The sequence below is a fragment of the Bacillus sp. NEAU-Y102 genome, assembly GCF_054788175.1.
The window spans coordinates 70,373-92,634 of record NZ_JBTWFK010000012.1 but is presented as its reverse complement, the minus strand read 5'-3'; the positions used below and the strand labels follow the sequence as shown (position 1 = coordinate 92,634).

25 protein-coding genes and 1 riboswitch are annotated in these 22,262 nt (G+C 36.9%); of the genes, 4 read left to right on the top strand and 21 right to left on the bottom strand.

All coding sequences use genetic code 11. The features are described 5' to 3' along the window. Positions 1–11: 11 nt before the first annotated feature. The 8 genes from ACYFX0_RS25250 to ACYFX0_RS25215 form a co-directional block, all read right to left on the bottom strand. The gene (locus tag ACYFX0_RS25250; protein WP_000359401.1) at positions 12–677 is read right to left on the bottom strand and encodes a methionine ABC transporter permease; all 666 of its coding nucleotides are present in this window, start codon (positions 675–677) and stop codon (positions 12–14) included. Next, positions 670–1,695: a methionine ABC transporter ATP-binding protein gene (locus tag ACYFX0_RS25245; RefSeq protein WP_460271996.1), complete on the bottom strand. Its 1,026-nt coding sequence runs from the start codon at positions 1,693–1,695 to the stop codon at positions 670–672. The genes ACYFX0_RS25250 and ACYFX0_RS25245 overlap by 8 nt, the downstream gene beginning before the upstream one ends. Before the next feature lie 178 nt (positions 1,696–1,873). After that, a riboswitch (SAM riboswitch) is annotated at positions 1,874–1,981 on the bottom strand. Between the two features lie 125 nt (positions 1,982–2,106). Next, positions 2,107–2,451 carry a hypothetical protein gene (locus ACYFX0_RS25240; RefSeq protein ID WP_001242143.1) on the bottom strand — a complete coding sequence of 115 codons (345 nt, stop codon included), beginning with the start codon at positions 2,449–2,451 and terminating at the stop codon, positions 2,107–2,109. A gap of 152 nt (positions 2,452–2,603) precedes the next feature. Continuing rightward, complete coding sequence (locus tag ACYFX0_RS25235) at positions 2,604–2,912, bottom strand: thioredoxin family protein (protein WP_003280640.1); 309 nt, start codon at positions 2,910–2,912, stop codon at positions 2,604–2,606. A 3-nt stretch (positions 2,913–2,915) separates the two neighbouring features. After that, a complete protein-coding gene (locus tag ACYFX0_RS25230; protein WP_000640870.1) occupies positions 2,916–3,260 on the bottom strand; it encodes a toprim domain-containing protein in 345 nt (114 codons plus the stop codon). Between the two features lie 641 nt (positions 3,261–3,901). Continuing rightward, entirely contained in the window at positions 3,902–4,285 is a 384-nt protein-coding gene (gene gcvH / locus ACYFX0_RS25225) for a glycine cleavage system protein GcvH (protein WP_000026896.1), read from the bottom strand. Positions 4,286–4,326: 41 nt separating this feature from the next. Then, entirely contained in the window at positions 4,327–4,692 is a 366-nt protein-coding gene (locus ACYFX0_RS25220; protein ID WP_000218968.1) for an arsenate reductase family protein, read from the bottom strand. Positions 4,693–5,186: 494 nt separating this feature from the next. Next, the gene (locus ACYFX0_RS25215; protein ID WP_106103289.1) at positions 5,187–5,714 is read right to left on the bottom strand and encodes a hypothetical protein; all 528 of its coding nucleotides are present in this window, start codon (positions 5,712–5,714) and stop codon (positions 5,187–5,189) included. A gap of 144 nt (positions 5,715–5,858) precedes the next feature. On the opposite strand from ACYFX0_RS25215, the gene ACYFX0_RS25210 reads away from it, so the two are divergent. Continuing rightward, entirely contained in the window at positions 5,859–6,506 is a 648-nt protein-coding gene (locus tag ACYFX0_RS25210; protein ID WP_000713769.1) for a phosphatase PAP2 family protein, read from the top strand. 59 nt (positions 6,507–6,565) lie between these two features. Here the strand turns inward: ACYFX0_RS25210 and ACYFX0_RS25205 are convergent, their stop codons facing one another. The 8 genes from ACYFX0_RS25205 to ACYFX0_RS25170 form a co-directional block, all read right to left on the bottom strand. Further along, complete coding sequence (locus ACYFX0_RS25205; RefSeq protein WP_247727633.1) at positions 6,566–7,579, bottom strand: PTS transporter subunit IIC; 1,014 nt, start codon at positions 7,577–7,579, stop codon at positions 6,566–6,568. Positions 7,580–7,601: 22 nt separating this feature from the next. Then, positions 7,602–8,552, bottom strand: a complete 951-nt coding sequence (locus tag ACYFX0_RS25200; RefSeq protein ID WP_000820650.1) for an L-lactate dehydrogenase — start codon at positions 8,550–8,552, stop codon at positions 7,602–7,604. A 245-nt stretch (positions 8,553–8,797) separates the two neighbouring features. After that, positions 8,798–9,046, bottom strand: coding sequence for a spore coat protein (locus ACYFX0_RS25195; protein WP_001002987.1), 249 nt, complete (start codon positions 9,044–9,046; stop codon positions 8,798–8,800). Positions 9,047–9,059: 13 nt separating this feature from the next. Continuing rightward, the gene (locus tag ACYFX0_RS25190; protein WP_001180555.1) at positions 9,060–9,245 is read right to left on the bottom strand and encodes a hypothetical protein; all 186 of its coding nucleotides are present in this window, start codon (positions 9,243–9,245) and stop codon (positions 9,060–9,062) included. A 124-nt stretch (positions 9,246–9,369) separates the two neighbouring features. Then, positions 9,370–10,089 carry an MBL fold metallo-hydrolase gene (locus ACYFX0_RS25185; protein ID WP_000864824.1) on the bottom strand — a complete coding sequence of 240 codons (720 nt, stop codon included), beginning with the start codon at positions 10,087–10,089 and terminating at the stop codon, positions 9,370–9,372. Positions 10,090–10,204: 115 nt separating this feature from the next. Further along, positions 10,205–11,989 (bottom strand): acyl-CoA dehydrogenase family protein, encoded by a 1,785-nt coding sequence (locus ACYFX0_RS25180; RefSeq protein ID WP_000416287.1) that lies wholly within the window; start codon positions 11,987–11,989, stop codon positions 10,205–10,207. A gap of 285 nt (positions 11,990–12,274) precedes the next feature. After that, on the bottom strand, positions 12,275–13,447 hold the full coding sequence (locus ACYFX0_RS25175) for an acetyl-CoA C-acetyltransferase (protein ID WP_001206339.1): 1,173 nt from the start codon (positions 13,445–13,447) through the stop codon (positions 12,275–12,277). Between the two features lie 21 nt (positions 13,448–13,468). Next, positions 13,469–15,850: a 3-hydroxyacyl-CoA dehydrogenase/enoyl-CoA hydratase family protein gene (locus ACYFX0_RS25170; RefSeq protein ID WP_460271995.1), complete on the bottom strand. Its 2,382-nt coding sequence runs from the start codon at positions 15,848–15,850 to the stop codon at positions 13,469–13,471. A 237-nt stretch (positions 15,851–16,087) separates the two neighbouring features. On the opposite strand from ACYFX0_RS25170, the gene ACYFX0_RS25165 reads away from it, so the two are divergent. Together ACYFX0_RS25165 and ACYFX0_RS25160 are read left to right on the top strand one after the other, a co-directional pair. Beyond that, positions 16,088–16,234 carry a YuzL family protein gene (locus ACYFX0_RS25165; RefSeq protein ID WP_001096344.1) on the top strand — a complete coding sequence of 49 codons (147 nt, stop codon included), beginning with the start codon at positions 16,088–16,090 and terminating at the stop codon, positions 16,232–16,234. A gap of 97 nt (positions 16,235–16,331) precedes the next feature. Beyond that, positions 16,332–17,171, top strand: a complete 840-nt coding sequence (locus ACYFX0_RS25160) for a D-alanyl-D-alanine carboxypeptidase family protein (RefSeq protein ID WP_106103286.1) — start codon at positions 16,332–16,334, stop codon at positions 17,169–17,171. A gap of 22 nt (positions 17,172–17,193) precedes the next feature. Here the strand turns inward: ACYFX0_RS25160 and ACYFX0_RS25155 are convergent, their stop codons facing one another. From ACYFX0_RS25155 to ACYFX0_RS25140, 4 genes are all read right to left on the bottom strand, one after another. Beyond that, positions 17,194–18,111 (bottom strand): proline dehydrogenase family protein, encoded by a 918-nt coding sequence (locus ACYFX0_RS25155; RefSeq protein WP_000436780.1) that lies wholly within the window; start codon positions 18,109–18,111, stop codon positions 17,194–17,196. Positions 18,112–18,419: 308 nt separating this feature from the next. Continuing rightward, the gene (locus tag ACYFX0_RS25150) at positions 18,420–18,665 is read right to left on the bottom strand and encodes a YusU family protein (RefSeq protein ID WP_001290589.1); all 246 of its coding nucleotides are present in this window, start codon (positions 18,663–18,665) and stop codon (positions 18,420–18,422) included. A 48-nt stretch (positions 18,666–18,713) separates the two neighbouring features. Continuing rightward, positions 18,714–19,016, bottom strand: a complete 303-nt coding sequence (locus ACYFX0_RS25145; protein ID WP_001018860.1) for an MTH1187 family thiamine-binding protein — start codon at positions 19,014–19,016, stop codon at positions 18,714–18,716. A gap of 77 nt (positions 19,017–19,093) precedes the next feature. After that, positions 19,094–21,094 carry a methyl-accepting chemotaxis protein gene (locus tag ACYFX0_RS25140; protein ID WP_106103285.1) on the bottom strand — a complete coding sequence of 667 codons (2,001 nt, stop codon included), beginning with the start codon at positions 21,092–21,094 and terminating at the stop codon, positions 19,094–19,096. Positions 21,095–21,280: 186 nt separating this feature from the next. Between ACYFX0_RS25140 and ACYFX0_RS25135 the strand changes: the two genes are divergently transcribed. Next, positions 21,281–22,039, top strand: a complete 759-nt coding sequence (locus tag ACYFX0_RS25135; protein ID WP_000939479.1) for a TrmB family transcriptional regulator — start codon at positions 21,281–21,283, stop codon at positions 22,037–22,039. A 27-nt stretch (positions 22,040–22,066) separates the two neighbouring features. Here the strand turns inward: ACYFX0_RS25135 and ACYFX0_RS25130 are convergent, their stop codons facing one another. Continuing rightward, positions 22,067–22,249: a hypothetical protein gene (locus ACYFX0_RS25130; RefSeq protein WP_460271994.1), complete on the bottom strand. Its 183-nt coding sequence runs from the start codon at positions 22,247–22,249 to the stop codon at positions 22,067–22,069. Between the last annotated feature and the right edge of the window lie 13 nt (positions 22,250–22,262).

Genomic DNA, 22,262 nt, shown 5'->3' with positions numbered 1-22,262 from the left:
CCCATTTTTTATTATCGTTTATCTATTCGAGTCGTTAAACTATCACCAATCCACTGAATTAAAAATACAACTAGTAATACACAAATTGTCGCAACGATTGTTACATCGTTATTTCCTCTTTGGAATCCTTCTAAGTAAGCAAGTGTTCCAAGGCCACCAGCACCAACAACTCCCGCCATTGCTGTATATCCTACTAAAGCAATTGTCGTAACCGTAATACCAGATACTAATGCTGGTAACGATTCTGGAATTAACACTTTCAAAATAATTGTGCTTGTTTTTGCTCCCATTGCTTTTGAAGCTTCAATTACACCTTTATCAATTTCGCGAAGTGCGATTTCAACCATTCTCGCGTAGAATGGTGCCGCTCCAATAATTAAAGCCGGCAGCGCTGCACTTGCTCCAAGAATTGTTCCAAGAAGAATCTTTGTGAATGGGATTAATAAAATAATTAAAATGATGAACGGTATAGAACGGAATATATTTACGAATGCTCCAATCACCGTATTAATTGATTTGTTTTCCCATAAATTATCTTTTGCTGTCATGAAGAGTAACAATCCTAAAATTAGTCCTAAAACAAATGTCGCAAGAGCTGCGATTGCCGTCATATATAACGTTTCACCCGTTGCTTCTAACATTTGATTCCAATCAACATTTGCGAGTAACTTATCCATGTGCAATCACCTCCAGCTCTACTTGATCTTGATGAATTCCTTCTATTGCTTGCTGGATCGCTGTTTCCTCACCATTTAAATGAACAACTAAACTACCGTAAGAACCGTTATTCGTTTGTGCGATATTTCCTTGCAAAATGCTAACTTCTATATCACTGCGTTGCATCAATCGTTGAAGCACTGGTCTTTCTACAGCCTCACCAATAAACTGCAAACGAATTACTTTTCCATCTGGATATTTTTCAATTAAACATTCAATCGTTTCATTTGTATCTTCAGAATCTGTTAACTGCTGTACAAATCGTTTCGTAATATCTTGCTTCGGATTACGGAATACATCAAGTACTGGACCCGTTTCTACAATCTTTCCTCTCTCCATTACCGCCACTCGATTACAAATCTTTCGAATTACGTGCATCTCATGTGTAATGAGTACAATTGTTAAACCAAGGCGCTTATTGATGTCTAATAGTAAATCCAAAATTTGATCTGTCGTTTCTGGATCAAGAGCCGACGTTGCTTCATCACATAAAAGTACTTGTGGGTTGTTAGCTAATGCTCTTGCAATCCCAACGCGTTGTTTTTGTCCCCCGCTCAGCTGAGATGGGTACGCGTCTCCTCTTCCTTCTAATCCGACAAGATGAATTAATTCATCAACACGTTTTCTTCTCTTCGTTTTATCAACACCTGCAATTTCAAGTGGAAACTCAATATTTTCACGTACAGTTCGTGACCAAAGTAAGTTGAAGTGTTGAAAAATCATTCCGATTTCTTGCCTTGCCTTACGAAGTTCACTTCCTGTAATTGTTGATATAACACGATTCGCAATTGTAATTTGGCCAGAAGTCGGTTTTTCTAACTGGTTAAACAATCTGATTAAAGAACTTTTCCCAGCGCCGCTATATCCGATAACACCAAATATTTCGCCTTTTTCTATTTTTAAATTGGCGTTATCTACAGCAGTGACATCACCGCTTTTTGCTTTATATATTTTCTTTACATTCTCTAATAGAATCATGATGTTCACCCCTTTTTTGTTTAGGTCGACTCCGCAATTTTTTATGTTTAATGCGTGTAGTCCACCGTTATCACTACTTTTATTATTTGAATGTCCTCCACATTCAAACAATAAAAAAACCTTTCTGCTTTAGAGAAGCAGAAAGGTTTATGTGCGTATATAACAACATTATCCCTCTCTCTCATCTCTCAAAGCATTTGCTTTGCAGGAATTGGCACCATTTCAACATAAGTTGACGGTTGCCGGGCTTCACAGGGCACAGTCCCTCCACCTCTCTTGATAAGAGAAATCAGATTCAATTTTCGTCTGATTTGTAATTTATGAAATTGTCTATATTTTATGAATTGAATTGTATCAATATCCAAACACCATGTCAACAGAAATTTTCGCAAAAAATGAACCTTCAGAATTTTAAGCACCTACTGACATCGGTTTACATATATGAAACATCGATTCGACTAATAGCATCGTTCGATACGTTCCCGAATATTGTACACGTCCATCGTTCATTAACATTTGCAATCGTACATTTCCATTAACCAATTGTTCTATATCCTTTTCGTCTAAGCAAATGATTTGTTCCGTTCCTCTTTCCTCATGTACCAGCTCTATATAATCTCTTGAAATTTGTAACGAACAACTTTCATCTCCCAAACGGAAATTAACAGTTTTTTCCTCTCGTCTTAAAAGCGGCTCTAAATGATATTGACCATTAGCGTAATTTACAAATGATTGAAGCAAAGAATATAATCTCACCCTAAATCACATCCTTCATATCACTTTCTATTACATACCATTCCCTCTCACTAAAGAGCAATCCTGTTATTTTCGCTCGACAAATACTGTATCCATCCTGCATCTCGACATATTTCCCAAGAAATATGTCGAGGCGGCAAAAATTTTGCCGCCTACTTTAATTCCGTATATAAATATTCAACCGAATGAAATGCGTATATCTTCTTCATCAGTGTCCCATTTTCAAAAACAAGTAAACAAGGTACACTTTCAATCCCATACTCTTTTGCTAAATGTGGAGCATAATTTAAATCTAACATCCCAATTTTCAACTCTTCAATTGTCATCTCAACGACTGTTAACATCTTTTTTGCTAATTGGCATGTTCCACACATTGGAGTATATACATATAACACTGTTTTTTCTTCGTTCTCTATTAGGGATGTAGCTTCGGCTCCTGTCCAATCAATCACTTCTATCATTCCTTACCGTAAATATTCTGTATAAACGTCAATGTCGGCTCCCCATAATACATTTGCTAAGTGTGTAGATGGCGCAGTTGCCACTTCTCGGTACGAGCGATCAATATAGATATGCTCGGCTTGCGGAAATTCTTTTCGAAATTGTTTCCTTAACTTTTCTCCAGCATCATCAGCATCTACTAGCACATACACTTCCTTATCAAAAAACTGATCAACGAGCTCATCCATTTTCGATAAACCAATTGTACCATTTGTACAAACAATTTCCACCGGTTCACGAATAATAGATTCAATCTTTCTTCTATCTGATGTACCTTCTACAATAATGACTTTTTCTACATAAATCATATGTCATCACCCGATCACCATATACTATATAACCTTGAACTTAGTATATAGTATATTCGTTATTTTCATGTTGTTTCCTGTTTATTTTTGCAAAAGAAAAGCGAAACCGACTGTTTAGCCCTGTTGGCTAAGGTTCTTCCGTACAGAAGACGCTTTTTGTCTTCTCGTGCGGAAGGTTCTTAGACATGAAGGGCTAGGAGGTGGAGCTAGACAATGAAAAGCGCAAGCGGCTCGTTCAGATTGTGAGGGGGGATGGAGCTTCTGACGTAGAGGCGCTTTTTGCCTCTCAGGAAGAAGCGAAGCCACCGAACAATCTAGCCGCTGGAGATGGACAATGAAAAGCGCAAGCGGCTCGTTCAGATTGTGAGGGGGGATGGAGCTTCTGACGTAGAGGCGCTTTTTGCCTCTCAGGAAGAAGCGAAGCCACCGAACAATCTAGCCGCTGGAGATGGACAATAAAGAAAAGCGGCATCGACTGTTTAGGCATGAAAAGCAAAAACGGCTAAACCTGCATAAAGATTAAACGAAAATTTTTTTCAAAAAACGTTCTCCTACACGATAATTAGTATATGATTCTACATTCATTATTTTACATAAAATAAAAAAGGACAGCACAAAGGCTGTCCTTTAGTCGACTATAATTAGTCTTGGTTTGTCATTTCTGCATATTTTTCTGCAGTTAATAACTTCTCAACTTGGCTTGCATCAGAAAGTTCAACTTTAACCATCCATGCACCCTCGTATGGAGATTCGTTAACAAGTTCTGGTTGGTCACTTAATTCTTCGTTTACTGCTACAACTTTACCGCTTACAGGTGCGTATAACTCAGAAACTGTTTTAACAGATTCTACGCTTCCGAATGGCTCGTCAGCTTCGATTGTTGCACCTACTTCAGGAAGTTCAACGAATACGATATCGCCTAGCTCACCTTGTGCAAAGTGAGTGATACCGATAACAACTTCATTACCTTCAGTTTTTACCCATTCGTGTTCTTCAGAGTAACGTAAATTATTTGGAATGCTCATGACTGTACCTCCAGTGAATGTATTAATTATGTAAAAATACCTTATTGGTACTTTTTCCACACACTTTCAAACTGCTCTTCGTTAAAACCAAGTGTTACATTCGTTCCATCTGTTACAATTGGACGTTTAATCAACATGCCATCAGATGCTAAAAGCTCGTACATTTCGTCTTCGCTTGCATCTTTCAACTTATCTTTCAGACCAAGTTCACGGTAACGCATTCCACTTGTATTAAAGAATTTTTTTAATGGTAATTCACTTTTTTCATGTAAATTACGTAAATCTTCTTTTGATGGTGGATTTTCAACAATATGAATCATCTCATATGCTACATCGTTTGCCTCAAACCATTTCTTTGCCTTTTGACATGTGCCACACTTTGGATATGAATAAAATGTTACTGTCATAAATTCACCTACTTTTTTACTAACCTTTACCTTTATCATATAGAAAACGTTTTATTATTTCAAACCATTATTCGCTAAACTTTTACTTATTTCGTGATAATTTTTAATAATCCTGCGAATTTTTCTTATTTTTCCGCCATTTGTTAAGAAAAAAATAAATATATAAATTTTTTTAGATTCTGCACCAAACATATATCTTAAACAAGCGTTTGATTAATTTCTTATTTTTCTTTGTTAGCCTTTGAACTACATGAGTTTCTTTCTACCGAACATACAGCTTAAACAAACGTTTGATTAATTCTCCATTTTTCTTTCTTAACCTTTGAGCAGCATCGGTTTCTTCCTACCGAACATACAGCTTAAACAAACGTTTGATTAATTTCTTATTTTTCTTTCTTAACCTTTGAACTACATGAGTTTCTTTCTACCGAACATACAGCTTAAACAAACGTTTATTTTTAAAAAATAAGAAGCCTTTTTTACAGGCTCCTTCATCATCGACTTAAGTAATCCGAAATGGTTTGAAATACTACTATATACATATTATGAATATTTCGATCGGAAACAGTATCATTATATAATCCCATACCCCAATATTGACCTTCAGGGTTCCCCATATTTACAAACCCTTGCGTATACGTCATCGTTTTATCCTTTGGGGTATTATCATAATCTAAATCCTTGTTAGTAAAAATTAAATACGGTCTATCTTGCAAACCAATAAAAAATACCGGCTTCTTTAACGATAAAAATAAGTCCGTATACTGCTCCTTTGATGCCTCTTTAAAGTATTCTTTCATAACGAAAAAACCATCAACTTTTGCTGATTTCTCCTGCATTTCTTCTAACTTTATACTTTCAAACTTTACATTCCTAAACGTATCTTTCGGCTTTTCTCCAACAACTCCAATTACGAGTGCTCTTCCGTTATATTCTAATTTCTCTCCTTCTTTATCCTTTGCACACCCAGCACCGACTAGGCATATCAATATAAAAAATAAGAAATACGATAAACGCTTCATTTAGCACCCTCCCCCTTCTTTTTAGTCAAGTGACAAAAACGTAAGGTTAATTCAAGAAAATGTAAGTAAAATCGATAGCCCAATTCACGTTTCTATATTATAATCAATTGAATTTACTTACATTACTAAACATAGGAGATCAACATGAAGAAATTTAAACTTTCATCTTTTCTTCCGTTAAGTTATATACTTCTACTCGTACTCGTAAGTCCCCTTTACGACGTATTAAATAAATCGACTGTTCACGCAGTAGACGTTACAACTGTAGTAGATGATTGGATTCCATTTGTAAAAGCATTTATTATTCCTTATTTACTTTGGTTTCCATACTTATACGGCGCACTTATTTATTACTGCTTCGCTGACCGAAAGCAATATTATGTCACTTTAAGTAGTGTTATTTTTGGAAAGCTTGCTTGTTTTTCTATTTATTATTTTTGGCAAACAACTGTACCGCGTCCGACTGTCGTTGGAACAGATGTATTTTCTGAACTAGTTCGCTATATTTATAGTATCGATCAACCGGTAAACTGTTTCCCTAGCATTCACGTTCTTACTACATTTGTAATTATGTTAGCTGCCTTTAAGCGTAGAGAACAACATGCTTTTGAATATTACATCCTTACTTTCTTCGGTACACTTATTATTTTATCAACGCTATTTACGAAGCAGCATGCCTTTTTAGATGCCGTTTCTGGAATGACACTTGCAAGCATACTATACTTCGGCGTTCAGCTCTTATTAGCAAAAGAACCAATAAAAGTTCCAGTAAAACAAAATCATAAAATGTAACATAAAAAAGCAGACTGTGGCTCAGTCTGCTTTTATCTATTAGTAAGGAGATTTTCAATTTAAGATTGCGGTACAGTCATATCACCAGATTGAATACGACCTGCTTTTTTAAGAGCAATGTAAAGTATATAAGAAACAGCTACTGGAATGATGATATAAGTGATTACCATCGCTGGGACAACTTCCCATCCTTCGCTAGAAATTAAATTAATTGGTGCGATAAGAGAACTTAATCCAAGACCTGAAATTTCCTTTCCTGCTTCCAGTTGGAAAATTAATGCGGATACTGGACCAACTATAGCACTGGCGACGACAGTTGGGACGAGAATCATTGGATTTTTAGTAATATTTGGTAACTGCACTTTCGGAGTACAAAGTGCTTGAGCTAATATGCCACCTAAATTGTTTTCTTTCGCTGAGATAACAGAGAATCCGATAAACTGAGCAACGCAGCCTGCAAGAGCAGCACCACCTGCAACACCGTCTAAGCTAAGTGCGATCGCTAACGCAGCTGATGAAGCTGGAGAGATAAGTAATAATCCCCAAACTACTGCAATGACGATAGAAGCGATAAACGGGCTACCAGCTGAGCTATCTTTAATAAATGCTCCAACTGTATTTAAAACAGGAGTAATATTATGAGATAACCAAATACCTACTAAACCAGAACCTAATATTGCCGCAAATGGAACGAGCATCATATCTAACGCAGTTTTTCCGCTTAAACGTTTACCAATATATACAGCTAAAGTTGCTGTTAATAAAGCACCGATTGGCTCACCTGTTTTAATAATTAGACCTGCTTCAGTAATTGAAATGGATCCGGCACCAATTGCTCCAGCCACCATAGCCGAGAAGATTACAAGACCATTTGCACCGAGCATAAAAGCAATTCCGGCACCAATTGCTGGTGCCATAAGTGATTTTGCAACAACTCCGATTGTAATAAGTAATGGTATATCAACAATTCTTCCTATATTTTCGATCAGTAAACCAATTCCGAGGGATACGAAAATACCTTGTGCGATTCCAGCAGATGCTTTAAATACACGAGACATTATATATTCCTTCATTTGTTTCACCTTCTTCTATAAGTTAGTAACCAATTGTTTTCATATAATCACGTAAAATATCGTTTGATTTTGCGAATCGAGATTCTTCATCCTCTGTTAAATTGAGTTCTACAACTTCTCTTATACCGTCTCTAGTAATAATAGCTGGTACTCCTGTACAAATATCATATTCACCATACTCACCATCTAAAATGGCTGATACAGCAATGACACGGTGATCATCATTAAAGATTGAACTCGCAATATATGCTAGAGAATTTCCGATTCCGTAATAAGTAGTTCCTTTTCGCTTATAAATTTCCCATCCAGCTTTCGCAGTCTTCTCAACAATTTCATCTAAATCTATTTCACCAAATCGTTCTTTTTGTTCTTCTAAAATTTGCAGAATTGGCTTTCCACCAACAGTTACGTGAGACCAAGCAACCATTTGAGAATCACCATGTTCTCCTAATGAATACCCATGAATACTACGAGGATCTACATGTAACATTTCAGATAAAATTGTTCTTAAGCGAGAAGAATCTAATGATGTACCTGTACCGATCACACGATTTCTAGGTAATCCAGATAATTTCCACACTTCATATGTAATAATATCAACTGGGTTCGATGCGAGTAAGAAAATACCATCAAATCCACTTTCCATTACCCCGCCAACAACACTTTCCATAATCTTTGCACTTGCTCCTAAAGTATCTAAGCGACTTTGTCCAGGTTTTGGTGCTGGCCCTGCAGTAATAATAACGATGTCCATATCTTTGCAGTCTTCATAGCTTCCTGCATATACTTTTGTTCTTGTATTTGTAAAGTTAATGCAATGTGATAAATCCATCGCTTCCCCAACTGCACGTTCATGATTTATATCAATTAATAATAGCTCTTCGCAAATGCCTTGATTCACAATAGAATACGCACAACTTGATCCAACTAATCCAGTACCGATAATTGCAATTTTTCTTGTATGTCTTTTCATAGCAATCTCTCCTAATTGATCATATAATCTATTTCTTTTGTTCTTTACATTCTTAATTATAGAGGTTCCCACGATAGAAACCATGGATACTTTGTGAAATATTGAACAAAGTTTTTGTCCTTTTTGTGAATTGTTATATTCAATTTTCGTCATATTTGTTACAACTGGAAAAATATTTATTATGTATTTATTGACATACAAAAAATAAAACGAGCGAATTCATTTTCGCTCGTTTTTTCATCCTATTATTCTGCACTTAACTGACTTTTCAATTGCTGCACAATCATCGGATTCGCAGGTGCTGCTGGTTTATAATAACTCTTTTGCTTTGCGTACTCATACATATTACGTTGACGCATTTCATCTTGATTACGAATTTGGATTAACGTTTGATGTAACTGTTCATTATCAGACTGAGCAATATAATTTGCATAACTTGTTAAACTTGCATTTAATCCTGCTAAATAATCATTTACCATATCTTTTTCATTCATCTTTCTCTTCCTCCTATCCTAGGAAAGTCATTAATTGCTGTTTCGTATTTCTTGCATCTTGCGCATCTTTTTGTAGCATTTGTTTCAGTTGTGGATCTGTACACGTCTGTGCATACTGCTCCAACTTGTTAATAATTGTTGCGTGTCCACCAATTAAATGACGTAAGTTTTCTACTTCAAGCTCTGTTAAATTTTGCATGGAATACTCCTACCTTTCTTCTTTCATTCTTCTTTCATTCTTCTTTAGTATTCTGTTTTTTTCAAATCGTATTCATTAAAAAGTCTGCTAAATAATCATTTAACTAAAAAGAGCCTCTAAACGATTAGAGGCTCTTTCTACTTAAATTCCTTTCCGCTTCTTCAATCGCCCGTTGCATTTGTATTAACGGATTTTCAATCATTTTCCCATGTCCTGTCGCCAATAAAGACGGCTTATACTCCAGCAATTTCTGCGCGCTTGCTAATGAAACTTCTGCATCCCACGTACCAAACATAGGAAACGGGAAAAGCCACTTCAACTGTCCTGCTACCGCTAATCCTCCTCTCGTTTGAAATGCATCTCCAACAATGAGTGCATCATTTCTTGTGTCTAAAAACGCCATTGATCCCGGTGTATGACCTGGAGCTCCAATCGCTACAAGAGAACCAACTTTATCTCCCTCTTGAAGAAGAATATCTGGAATCGTATTTATCTGTTTTGACACTCCCACTTTTATTGGTGTATTTCGTTCTCCCTCTTGCAGTACCTTATCTCCTTCAAGTAAACATGCATCTCTTTTTGAAATATAGACCGGAACATCCGGCAGCACTTGTTTTATAACATCAAGCGCTCCTACATGGTCATCATGCGCATGTGTAATAACGATATTCGTAATCGGTTTTCCTATTTTCCGAGCTGATTGTAAAATCTTCTTTGCACAAAACGGTAAAGCCGCATCAATTAAAGTTAATCCTGTCTCTTCTTCAACGAAGTAACAGTTAATTGGAAATAGACGCGGTAAAAATGCGATTTGATGAACTGTTCCTACACTTATTACCTTCATCTTCTTTACCTCCATAAAAAAGAGCTGTTTACACATACATATGTAAAACAGCTTTATTCAAGAATTCAGCAATAAAAAACCAGTAGCCAATCGGCTACTGGTTCTCTTTCATCTATTAAACTGTATAACGCTCATCTTCTAAAATTTTCGCAGCAATTTCACGTTTCTTCGGAATTACGTTAAGTGGTGTGTGGCGAGTTAATTTACGTAACGATGATAACATCATGCGCAGCATGTCGCCGTTTTCAACTGCGATAAGTGTTTCTTTCGCATCTGCTTCGATTTCGTTGAATGCTTCTTGGCAGAATACTTCAGTGTATAACACTTTTTGTTTATTCTTTTCAAGACCAGTTGTTTTAATTGCTTTTTCTGTACGAAGAACAGCTGATTCCATTGCATATAGGTTACTTACGATGTCAGCGATATTCACAAGAATTTCTTGCTCTTTATCTAATGCTTTACCGTATTTTTGAGCCGCTAATCCAGCTACCATTAAACCAATTTTCTTCGCATTAGTTACTAAATACTTTTGAAGTGCTAATGGCTCATCGCCTACTTCTTCTGGCATCATCATCATTAACTCTTCTTGTAATTTTTGTGCTTTTTGAAGAAGTGGTAATTCACCTTTCATCGCTTTACGTAAGAACGTACCTGGTACGATTAGGCGGTTAATTTCATTCGTTCCTTCGAAAATACGGTTAATACGAGAATCGCGGTACATTCTTTCAATCTCGTACTCTGCCATAAATCCGTAACCACCGTGAATTTGAACACCTTCATCTACTGTATAATCTAGTACTTCAGAACCGAATACTTTATTTAAAGAGCACTCGATTGCATATTCAGCGATAGAAGCTGCTACCGCTTTACCGTCTTTTACTTCTTCTTCAGATAATGTGCTCATGCGGCTTTCGAATAAACCTACTGTACGATATACAGAACTTTCAGCTGCATATGTTTTTGCTGCCATATTCGCAAGTTTCTCTTGAATTAATGGGAAGCGAGCGATTGGTTGCTTGAACTGTTGACGTTGGTTTGCATATTGTGCTGAAATTTCTACTGCACGTTTCGCAGATCCAACTGTACCAACACCTAATTTATAACGACCGATATTTAAAATGTTGAATGCGATAATATGACCTTTACCGATTTCACCAAGTAGGTTTTCTTTCGGTACTAACGCATCTTCTAAAATTAACGTACGAGTTGAAGAACATTTAATACCCATTTTCTTCTCTTCAGGGCTTGTAGATACGCCAGCATATTCTTTCTCTACGATAAATGCTGAGAAGTGCTCTCCATCAATTTTTGCATACACGATAAATACGTCAGCGAATGCAGAGTTTGTAATCCATTGTTTTTCACCATTTAATACATAATGTGTACCTTCTGCATTTAAACGTGCAGTTGTTTTTGCACCTAATGCGTCAGATCCTGAACCTGGCTCTGTTAATGCGTATGCAGCTAATTTCTCACCAGTTGCAAGTAATGGTAAATACTTTTTCTTTTGCTCTTCGTTACCGAATAATACGATTGGTAACGATCCGATACCTACGTGAGCACCGTGAGTAATTGCAAAGCCGCCAGCGCGAGAGAATTTCTCTGCGATTAACGCTGAGCTTACTTTATCAAGACCAATCCCGCCGTACTCTTCTGGTACGTCAGCGCCTAATAAACCAAGCTCCCCAGCTTCTTTTAAAAGACGAACAGAACGATCAAACTCATGTTGTTCTAAATATTCAAGCTCTGGAAGAACTTCATTTACGATAAAGTCCTCTGTCGTTTTTGCAATCATTTTATGCTCAGATGAAAAATCTTCTGGCGTAAACACTTGATCAATCGTAATCTCATCAACTAAAAAGCTACCGCCTTTAACCGCATTTCCTACTGTTTTTTCCATGAAAATTTCCTCCTTCATATTTTCATGAGCCGCTTCTCTCTTTTTGAAAGAAGCTGGCTCTCAATTTTATTTTTTATAAACCTTGGTTGCTTCCATTCTTTGCTTTAGCGTCGTCTCGTTCTGAGCGAACCGCTTGCACTTTTTTTATAATCCAGTTCCAGTGGCTAGAACAGTCGGTCGTTTCACCCCTTCCTGTGAGGCAAAAAGCGCCTCTTCGTCAGGGCTTCCAACGCCCTCCTGTTCTGAGCGAGCCACCTCCTGTTCTAAACGAGCCACCTGCACTTTTTAAAGTAATTCAAATACTCCCGCTGCTCCCATTCCGCCGCCGATACACATTGTTACGATACCGAATTGTTCGTTGCGGCGTTTCATTTCGTGAATAAGAGATAGTGTTAGTTTTGCTCCTGTACAGCCAAGTGGATGTCCAAGTGCGATTGCACCACCGTTTACGTTTACTTTTTCTTCATCTAAACCAAGTTCACGAATAACTTGAATTGATTGAGAAGCGAATGCTTCATTTAGTTCGAATAAGCCAATATCAGATAGCTCTAAGCCAGCTAGTTTTAATGCTTTTGGAATTGCAGCGATTGGGCCGATTCCCATTACTTCTGGTGGTACGCCAGCTACTGCAAATGAACGGAATTTCGCAAGCGGCTTCATGCCATCGCTCACTGCTTTTTCACGATCCATTAATAGTACAGATGCTGCACCGTCACTCATTTGTGAAGAGTTACCAGCTGTTACAGAACCGCGAACGTTAAATGCTGGACGTAATTTACCTAAAATGTCTAGCGACGTTTCTGCTCTCACACCTTCGTCTTGTGCGAAAATGATTGTTTCTTCTTGCAGTTTATTGTTTGATCCAACAGTACGTAACGTCACATCTACAGATACTGTTTCATCAGCGAAGTTACCTGCCGCTAATGCTTTCGCAGCGCGTTGATGACTTCTTACTGCAAATGCATCTTGCTCTTCACGAGAAATTCCATATTTCACAGCAACTTGCTCTGCTGTATGTCCCATACCCATATAATATTCTGGAGCTGCTTCTACAAGGCGACTATTCGGACGAACAACGTGTCCCATCATTGGAACTAAACTCATTGATTCTGCCCCGCCTGATAATACAGCTTCAGAGTGACCAAGCATAATACGCTCTGCTCCGTAAGCGATACTTTGTAAACCTGAAGAACAGTAGCGGTTAATCGTAATAGCTGGAACATCGTAAGAAAGTCCTGCTAATCCGCCGATATTACGAGCCATATTTAAACCTTGCTCTGCTTCTGGCATCGCACAACCGAAAATTAAATCATCGATTGGTCCTTCATAATTCGCACGCTTTAACGTTTCCTTTACTACTAATGCCCCTAGATCGTCAGGACGAACTGTTTTTAATGAACCCCTCTTTGCTTTTCCAATTGGTGTTCTTGCTCCCGCAACAATGACAGCTTCTCTCATGAACGATATCTCCCCTCGTTATTAGTTACGTAATGGCTTTCCTTTTACAAGCATGTGCTGCATTCTTGCTTGTGATTTCATCTCACTCACTAAGCTAATAAATGCTTCACGTTCTACATCTAATAAATATTGCTCATCAACTTCTGTTCCGTACGGCACTTTTCCGCCCGCAATGACATATGCAAGTTTCTTCGCAATGTGAAGATCATGTTCAGAAATGTAACCTGATAAATGCATTGCTTCTGCACCAAGTACAAGAGTTGCATATCCTGTTTCACCAACAACTGGTATCTTTTTACGAATCGGTGCTTTATAGCCAGCTTCATATAAAGCAAGTGCTTTCTGTTTCGCATCATATAGTAAGTGATCACCATTCACACTAATACCGTCTTTATCGCCTAAGAAGTTGTTCGATACAGCTTCTTGTGCTGACGTAGAAACTTTCGCCATCGCTACAGATTCGAACACTTTATTCGCAACTTTTTGCAGGTCAAACTCTACACCGTTTGGCATTTTATTTAAGTGTTTAATGTATAGCTCTTTATTACCGCCTCCGCCAGGAATTAAACCAACACCAACTTCTACTAAGCCCATATACGTTTCACTAGAAGCTTGAATGCTAGCTGCTGGTAAGCAAACTTCTGTACCTCCGCCAAGCGTCATACCGTATGGTGCTGCTACAACTGGCTTAGAAGAGTACTTAATTTTCGTCATTGCATCTTGGAAGTTTTTCACAACCAACTCAATTTCAAAGTAATTGTCGTCTTGTGCTTCCATTAAGATCATTGCTAGGTTCGCACCAACGCAGAAGTTCTTCGATTGGTTACCGATAACAAGACCTTTATAATTCTTTTCTACTTCATCAACAGCGTAGTTAATCATTTGCGTAATATCCATACCAATTGCATTGCTCTTCGAATGGAATTCTAAGCAAAGGATACCGTCACCTAAATCAATTAAGCTCGCTCCGCTATTTTTCTTTAATACGCCATTTTTCGCTTTTAATTGCTTAAGAGAAATTGCCTTTTTATTACGTTCGATTCGCTTATATTCGCCATTATCGTAATAGTAGCTATCTCCGTTATCATGTTTGTAGAAAGTAGTGAAACCTTTCTCTAACATTTCTTTCACCCAAGTAGGAACAACTACGCCGTTTTCTTCCATCTTTTGAACAGATTTTTCAACACCAATTGCATCCCACACTTCAAATGGCCCTTGCTCCCAGCCGAAGCCCCACTTCATCGCTTGGTCAATTGCAACGATATCGTCAGCAATCTCTTTATGAAGTTTTGCAGAGTATAAAAGAGTTGGTGTAATGATGTTCCATAACAACTCTCCTGCACGGTCTTTCGCGTATACAAGCGCTTTCAATTTATTCGCTAATCCTTTTTCTTGTTTACTTAACTCTACGGATGCAGCTTTTAATTTTTTACGCCCTTCGTATTCCATCGTTTCAGGATTTAATTCTAAAATTTCTTTTCCTTGTTTTAAGAAGAAGCCTTGACCCGTTTTACTTCCAAGCCATTTTTTCTCAAGCATGTCATGCATGAAAGCTGGTACTTTAAATACATCACGCTCTTCTTCTTGTACGTTTTCATATACGTTATTTGCAACGTGTACGAATGTATCTAAACCGACAACATCTAATGTACGGAACGTCGCGCTCTTCGGACGACCAATAAGTGGGCCTGTTACAGAATCAACTTCCCCAATGCTATAGCCGCGTTTTATCATCTCTTGAAGAGTTACTAATAAACCGTACGTACCGATGCGGTTTCCAATAAAGTTTGGTGTGTCTTTTGCGATAACAACGCCTTTTCCAAGAACGTCTTCGCCAAATAGTTTCATGAAGCTTAATACTTGTGGATCTGTTTCTTTCGTCGGTATTACCTCTAGAAGTTTTAAATATCGTGGTGGGTTAAAAAAGTGTGTGCCTAAGAAGTGTTTCTGGAAGTCGTCTGAACGACCTTCTGCCATTTTTTCAACTGAGATGCCTGACGTATTCGAGCTTACAATAGAACCCGGTTTACGAACAGCGTCTACTTTTTCAAATAATTTCTTTTTAATATCTAAGTTTTCAACTACTACTTCAATAATCCAATCTACATCAGCTAGACGCTCAAGATCATCTTCTAAGTTACCTGCTTCAATCAGTGCTAAATTTCCTTTCACTGTCAGAGGAGCTGGTTTTTGCTTTAATAATTTTTGCACAGCCGTATTACTAAAACGATTTCTCACACTTTTATGTTCTAATGTAAGTCCCTTCGCTTCCTCTTCTTTTGTTAGCGCAGGTGGTACAATATCAAGCAATAATGTCGGAATACCAATATTAGCTAAGTGTGCCGCAATCCCTGAACCCATTACGCCTGAACCTAGAACAGCAGCCTTTTTAATTTGGAACATCCAATTCTCCCCCTATTCTTGAATGAATGCTCATTCAATTTTTCGACATAAGTCGCAATCAATGAGTGAGCCTCTACTAATAAATATATGATACTGTTTAAATTTTCGCAATATATTTATTGATAAAATTTTCTGAAATAAATATTTTTCTTTCATTTGGCTATGCTATACATGTGTATTTTCTTTGTTTAAATGCACTTTTCCTTTTTATAATCTGACGAAACTGGAGGAATATATATGGCAAAACTTAAGAAGAACCCTTCAAAGGCTGGAATTAGTGCAGCTAGTGTAACTGGAAACGCAGGTCCACATAATCACGGTGTTGAAAAAGGACGCCAAGGTAATAACCAACAATATAAGAAGCATAATATGGGCGAAAAATAACGCTATATTTTTGGGCAGAGAACGTGGCATAATGATTAATGGCTGCTTTTTCTGCCCAATTTATTTGTACATATGGAAAACAAAAGAGGGAACGATGATGAAACGAACAATAGTTATGATTGTAATGATTGCTACACTATTTACAGGGATGATTTTCTTCTCTTATGCACAAAGGCAACAAGCTGTAAGAGCTGATCAACCTAAGATTACTGGGCAATATGGCGTTACAATCGATGCAGACACAGGTGAAATTTTGTATGGGAAACGCGAAGACGAACGTTCTTATCCGGCTAGTATAGCCAAAATGATGACAACCCTTCTTTTACTAGAGAATGTAAAAGAAGATGAAGAAATTACAGTTACAGAAAACGCAATTAAAACAGAAAGTCAAAGTAAGAAAATTAAACTTCGTGCTGGGGAAAAATTAAAGCGTGATGAGGCATTAAAACTTATGCTTATCATTAGTGCAGATCCAATAGCTGAATCAATTGCAGAACATATCGCAGGATCAAAAAGTGAATTTGTGAAGATGATGAATGCTAGAGCGAAGGAACTTGGTACAAAGCATGCGACTTTCAAGAATGCAAGTGGTGCTGATGCAATTGGGAATAAAGTATCACCGTATGACATTGCTATTATTACGAAAGAAGCATTAAAGTATCCAGTTGTTTTAGAATATATGAATTCAACACGTACAACTCTACATACTTCAGAACGCTCTCCAAACATCGCAAACTATGGACGAGAAGAACTATATGACGATCCATATGCGATTGGAAGTAAAAGTGGTCTATCAGCACTTGGCAAATATACAGTCGTAACAGTCGATGAAAAAGACGGTAAACGCGTCATTAACGTCGTATTATCTTCTACTCGCGCGCAACTATATCCTGATACGAAGAAAATGGCACATTATGCATTTCAGCAATTAAAATAACCAAGGAGTATTTTCTCCTTGGTTATTTTTTAACCATACCTTTTAATACGAACGCAACGTTTGCTGGACGCTCTGCTAGACGACGCATGAAGTAGCCATACCAGTCGTTTCCATAAGGTACGTAAACACGCATTTTGTAACCTTCTTTTACTAGCTCAAGTTGACGCTCATTACGAATACCATATAACATTTGGAATTCAAATTGATCCCTTGGAATGTTGTGTTCTTCAGCAAGTTTTTTTGTATATTCAATAATCGCTTCGTCGTGTGAAGCAATTGCAGTATAATTTCCATTTAATAAGTGCATTTTAATAATTTTTTTATAATTGTCATCTACATCTTTCTTATCTGGGAACGCCACTTCTTCAGGTTCTTTATAAGCACCTTTTACAAGACGTAAATTAGGATTATAAGCATTTAAATCTTCAATATCTTTTTCTGTACGATATAGGTAAGCTTGAATAACAGTACCAATATTATCGTATTCAGATTTTAATTGTTTAAAGATATCAATTGTTTTACCACAGCGTGTATAGTCTTCCATATCAATGGTAACGAACACACCATTTTCTTTTGCAGCTTCTAAAATACGGCGCATATTGTTCATTACGATTTCATCAGAGATATCTAATCCCATAGAAGTCATCTTTAAAGAAAGCTGCGAATCAAGACCTTCTCTTCCAATTGCACGGATCGCTTCAATCGATTGGTTAGCCATTTCATTTGCTTCCGCTTCATTATCAACGAATTCACCTAAATAATCGATTGTTACACAAAGACCTTGCTTATTTAATGCCTGAATGGCAGCTGTCGCTAATTCAATCGTCTCCCCTGCGACGAAGCGACCTGCACCAAAGCGTAAACCGTACTTTTTAGCCAGTTTTGTTAGCGCTTTATTTTTAGATAAGAAAAGAAACGAATTTCGCATTAATTGTTCCATGTAATTCACCCCTATGACTGTAATTTATCTGTTTTTTACCCCTCTTCAAAATTATATCACTGTTTAAAATTATTGGATACAAATAATTATTTAGATAATTTATAAAATACTATAAAAACATTTAAAAACCTATATTCTCGCATGCAAATATGAAGGGAATATTTTTCGACATTTAGAAAAAACGGGTTTACTAGGGCAAAAATAGGCATACCGAAAATATTCGACATGCCTATAAAACCCTTAATATTCCATGTAAATTATATAAGGATATTAATAAGAAAAACTTAGAGTAGCATCACCTAAGTTTTTTAATTCTCATTTCGCTTCTCTTCATTCAGCCTTTTAATATCCGTAATTAACTGCACCATCTCTTCTTTCGCATCTGGATAAGTTTCATTCCAATGCTTCACTAAAGCTGGCATCGTCTTCGCTATGTAAGAATAAAGTGCCCACTTCTTTACCTGTTCTTTTCGCTCTTCATTACTCTCGCCAAGTAACAGCTCAGTGTATTTCTCTAGTAAACCGTCAAACTGCTCGTTAAACTTTTCACTCATTTTATTTACCTCCTATATGAAAAAAGCAGCGAAGATCGCTGCTTTTTCTTATAATTTTGATCGGACAGAGTTTAATTTTTTCTCCATTGTGCTTACTTTATCACGTCGATCATCAATACGAATCGTTGTTGCAACACGCTGTGCACCTTTCGTATATGGAACTTCATGCATTTGTTGAATTACTTCTAGAATGACAGGAAGATCTCCTTCAATAATTGTATTCATCGGTGTTAATTGATACTTCACGCGATCCGCATTTTTCTCTAGCACCTTTTGTACTTCTGCTACATATTCACTAACACTTGGATTACCTGTTCCTACCGGAATAATCGATACGTCAACAATTGCCATAGTAGTCTTCCTCCTATAATCGCTTCTTATATATCCATTGTCTATTTTACCGAAATCCTCATCATTTTACTAATATGTTACTCTTCCACTTTAAACTGCTCAACTAATATTTCTAAATCTTTCATATGCTCTGTCAAACTTTCCATCGTGTGGGCTACCTTTTCTAGATGATTAACCTGTGATTCCGTTGCAGCATGTACCTCTTCAGAAACAGCTGCACTTTCTTGACTCGTACCAGCAATTGTATGCATTACCGCTGTAATTTCTCCTTGCTCGTAACCTATGTTATGTACCTCTTCTACAATTTTTTCAACTGAAGTACTAATCGTATTTACAACTGACATAATTGTGCGGAACTCCATTTCTGCCTCTGTCGTCACTTTATTTTGCACATCTGCAATGTCTTTCAATTTACTTACAACTTCTACAACCCTTTTTACTTCTAATTGCACATCACCAATCATCGTTGTGATTTCTCCTGTTGCCTCTTTTGATTGTTCCGCTAATTTCCGAACCTCTTCAGCAACAACCGCAAATCCCTTACCTTGCTCACCTGCACGGGCAGCTTCAATCGAGGCATTTAAAGCAAGTAAATTTGTTTGATCCGAAATACCTTTTATAAGCTCAACAACATTTTGAATCGATCCAACTCTTTGTTCTAACTTATCCGATGCTTCTTCTGTATGAACAACAATCGAAGATGATTGTCCCCTCGTACGGACTAAGTTCCTCATTGTATTTAATCCTTGCTTAGATGCCTCTTCCGCTTTGCCAGTCACTCCTTTTATTTCACCAACGGAGCTATTCATTTGTTCCACTGACTCTGCCATATTCTCGAGCTGAGCTGAAACTTCATCCACACTATTCGCAAGAGTAGAAGCTCCCCCGCTCACATCATCCATTGCTCCGGAAACTTCTCTACTAGCCGCTACTGTTTCGTTCGTTAAATAATGTAAACTATTCGTTGATTGTTGCACTGTTGATACGCTGTTTTTAATTTTACTTACCATTTCATTCATTTGTTCAACCATATCATTAAAGTGCTTCGTCAACTCTCCAACTTCATCTTTACTTGTCACCTTCATTCGCAGCGTTAAATCGCCTTCTGCTACTTTTTGAACGTGATTCTTTAATAATTGCAGTGGTCTTGCTAATCTTCTTGAGAACAAGTAGGAAGCTACGATTCCAACTAATAAACTAATACACGCCATCATAATGACTGTATTTCTCGTACTATTTAATAGCCCATCGATCGTTTCTTTCGGATAAAAGATTCCTATCGTCCATTTCATCGTATCAAATGATTGACTATAAACAACTACATCTTCACCTTTTATTGTAGTGACCGCATATTTTGTTACCTCTTTATTTAAGCTCTTTATAAGTGGCTCTTTAGAAACATCTTTCCCTATCTTTTCTGGATAAACAAGAGCCATATTTTTATCATTTATAATAAACATTTCTCCGTCATTATTATATTGAATATTGTGAAGCAACTTCTGAATCGTCCCAAGCGATACATCCATCGCAACAACGCCTAATACAGATCCATCTTGAGCTGTAATTGCTTTAGAAACACCTACACTTAACTTTCCTGTTGCAATTTCATAAGAAGGTTGTCCCCAATGGACCTTTTTTACATCAGCCTCTGAATCTTTATACCATGGTCTTGTCGTTGGATCATATCCTTCTGGCACTTGCCCACCTTCAGCAAGATTGGCACTTAATGTTTTTTTATCTTTCGTACCAATATATAAATCTAAAATACCAGGATGATTCTTTTTATACTCCGCAAACTCTTTCGTTAAAAACGCTTCCTCTTCTGGAGTAACCCCACCTTGAAGCATATTACGAATCATCTCACTGTTCGCGTAATACCCCATATCTTCATCCGTTCTTTGAACAAATGTCGTAAGTTGCTCTGTCACAAGATCCATCGCATTTTGAGAATACTCGTCTAAGGAACGCACTTCCTTTTCTTTCTGTAATTGATACACAGCTGTACCCAATATTACGAACATCATAGAAATAAGTACTGAAAACACTACCGCAATTTTTAAACGTAAACTTCTTAACATCTTCCCCCCAGCATCCCCTTCGCATTAAATTGAAATATTATTAATCATTATATTAAGTATAATAGATAAAATTAAAAAATTGAAATTAATTCTCACCTTAATACAATTAGAAAACGGACTACCACTTGTGCAAAAACAAATAGTTCATTATCCTTAAAATATAATCTCATTCGTTCGGAGGGAACTATGTTACAAAAATTCGGTTTCTCACAATATGAAAGCCAAGCTTATGAAGTTGTCGTATCAAGCAATGAACCATTAGATGCTACAACAATTGTGAAGCATTCAGGTGTTCCAAAAGCAAAAATATATGAAGTACTAGCACGCCTAATCGATAAAGGAATGGTAATGGATTCTGTTTCAGAAAAGAAAAAATTGTATACAGCATTACCACTAAAACTAGCAATTGAAAAATTAACGACAGAATTCCAATCAAATATTAAAGAACTGGAAACAAACATATCAAAAAAATCATTTACAGATGACCGTGTGTGGAGCTTAAAAATGCAATCTTCTATTCGAGTTCAAAGTAAAGAACTCATTGAAAGTGCAAAAGAATCAATCCGTATTTCAGCTTGGAATGATACTCTTTTAGAATATCTCCCTTTACTAGAACAAAAAGCAAAACAAGGTGTTCAAATTGAATCTCTTATTGTTGGAGAAGTAGAAACAGACTTAGAAAACATGCATTTTCTAATCCCAGCTGAAGAGCCTAATGCATTAGAGCGCTACTTGCTACTCATCGTTGACGATCGTGAAATTTTATTTGCTGGCGTAGAACAAGAATCATGGCAAGCGATGAAAACAATGTCACAACCTTTCGTAAAGTTCTTTACAGAATTTTTCTATCACGACGTTGCACTTGCAAAGATTACTCAGAAACATCATGATCTCTTTATGGAAGATGAGGAAATTAAGAGTTTGTTGATGAAGTTAAGATACTAATTAAATAATAAACAGGAGTCTAGTTTTTCACTTAGACTCCTGTTCGTTTTGTTCCTTTATCTCCCTCAAAAGCTCAATAATTTTCTCATTTTGCTCCACTTGTTTCTCTGAATTTTGATAGATAAAACGAATCCATCTAAGTATAAAAATAATAAGAAACAACGGAAGTATCGAAATTAGAAGACCAATAATTGAAAAATTCGTATACATATACCTCACCTCG

What these genes read in the sequence shown, in the direction of transcription:
- ACYFX0_RS25200 (WP_000820650.1), bottom strand. Translation starts at nt 8,552, where the DNA reads ATGAAAAGACATACAAGAAAAATTGCAATTATCGGTACTGGATTAGTT.
- ACYFX0_RS25135 (WP_000939479.1), top strand. Translation starts at nt 21,281, where the DNA reads ATGTTACAAAAATTCGGTTTCTCACAATATGAAAGCCAAGCTTATGAA.
- ACYFX0_RS25210 (WP_000713769.1), top strand. Translation starts at nt 5,859, where the DNA reads ATGAAGAAATTTAAACTTTCATCTTTTCTTCCGTTAAGTTATATACTT.
- ACYFX0_RS25170 (WP_460271995.1), bottom strand. Translation starts at nt 15,850, where the DNA reads ATGTTCCAAATTAAAAAGGCTGCTGTTCTAGGTTCAGGCGTAATGGGT.
- ACYFX0_RS25195 (WP_001002987.1), bottom strand. Translation starts at nt 9,046, where the DNA reads ATGAATGAAAAAGATATGGTAAATGATTATTTAGCAGGATTAAATGCA.
- ACYFX0_RS25185 (WP_000864824.1), bottom strand. Translation starts at nt 10,089, where the DNA reads ATGAAGGTAATAAGTGTAGGAACAGTTCATCAAATCGCATTTTTACCG.
- ACYFX0_RS25215 (WP_106103289.1), bottom strand. Translation starts at nt 5,714, where the DNA reads ATGAAGCGTTTATCGTATTTCTTATTTTTTATATTGATATGCCTAGTC.
- ACYFX0_RS25180 (WP_000416287.1), bottom strand. Translation starts at nt 11,989, where the DNA reads ATGGAAAAAACAGTAGGAAATGCGGTTAAAGGCGGTAGCTTTTTAGTT.
- ACYFX0_RS25150 (WP_001290589.1), bottom strand. Translation starts at nt 18,665, where the DNA reads ATGAGTGAAAAGTTTAACGAGCAGTTTGACGGTTTACTAGAGAAATAC.
- ACYFX0_RS25235 (WP_003280640.1), bottom strand. Translation starts at nt 2,912, where the DNA reads ATGATAGAAGTGATTGATTGGACAGGAGCCGAAGCTACATCCCTAATA.
- ACYFX0_RS25145 (WP_001018860.1), bottom strand. Translation starts at nt 19,016, where the DNA reads ATGGCAATTGTTGACGTATCGATTATTCCGGTAGGAACAGGTAATCCA.
- ACYFX0_RS25160 (WP_106103286.1), top strand. Translation starts at nt 16,332, where the DNA reads ATGAAACGAACAATAGTTATGATTGTAATGATTGCTACACTATTTACA.
- ACYFX0_RS25230 (WP_000640870.1), bottom strand. Translation starts at nt 3,260, where the DNA reads ATGATTTATGTAGAAAAAGTCATTATTGTAGAAGGTACATCAGATAGA.
- ACYFX0_RS25250 (WP_000359401.1), bottom strand. Translation starts at nt 677, where the DNA reads ATGGATAAGTTACTCGCAAATGTTGATTGGAATCAAATGTTAGAAGCA.
- ACYFX0_RS25205 (WP_247727633.1), bottom strand. Translation starts at nt 7,579, where the DNA reads ATGAAGGAATATATAATGTCTCGTGTATTTAAAGCATCTGCTGGAATC.
- ACYFX0_RS25140 (WP_106103285.1), bottom strand. Translation starts at nt 21,094, where the DNA reads ATGTTAAGAAGTTTACGTTTAAAAATTGCGGTAGTGTTTTCAGTACTT.
- ACYFX0_RS25155 (WP_000436780.1), bottom strand. Translation starts at nt 18,111, where the DNA reads ATGGAACAATTAATGCGAAATTCGTTTCTTTTCTTATCTAAAAATAAA.
- ACYFX0_RS25220 (WP_000218968.1), bottom strand. Translation starts at nt 4,692, where the DNA reads ATGACAGTAACATTTTATTCATATCCAAAGTGTGGCACATGTCAAAAG.
- ACYFX0_RS25130 (WP_460271994.1), bottom strand. Translation starts at nt 22,249, where the DNA reads ATGTATACGAATTTTTCAATTATTGGTCTTCTAATTTCGATACTTCCG.
- ACYFX0_RS25165 (WP_001096344.1), top strand. Translation starts at nt 16,088, where the DNA reads ATGGCAAAACTTAAGAAGAACCCTTCAAAGGCTGGAATTAGTGCAGCT.
- ACYFX0_RS25175 (WP_001206339.1), bottom strand. Translation starts at nt 13,447, where the DNA reads ATGAGAGAAGCTGTCATTGTTGCGGGAGCAAGAACACCAATTGGAAAA.
- ACYFX0_RS25190 (WP_001180555.1), bottom strand. Translation starts at nt 9,245, where the DNA reads ATGCAAAATTTAACAGAGCTTGAAGTAGAAAACTTACGTCATTTAATT.
- gcvH (WP_000026896.1), bottom strand. Translation starts at nt 4,285, where the DNA reads ATGAGCATTCCAAATAATTTACGTTACTCTGAAGAACACGAATGGGTA.
- ACYFX0_RS25245 (WP_460271996.1), bottom strand. Translation starts at nt 1,695, where the DNA reads ATGATTCTATTAGAGAATGTAAAGAAAATATATAAAGCAAAAAGCGGT.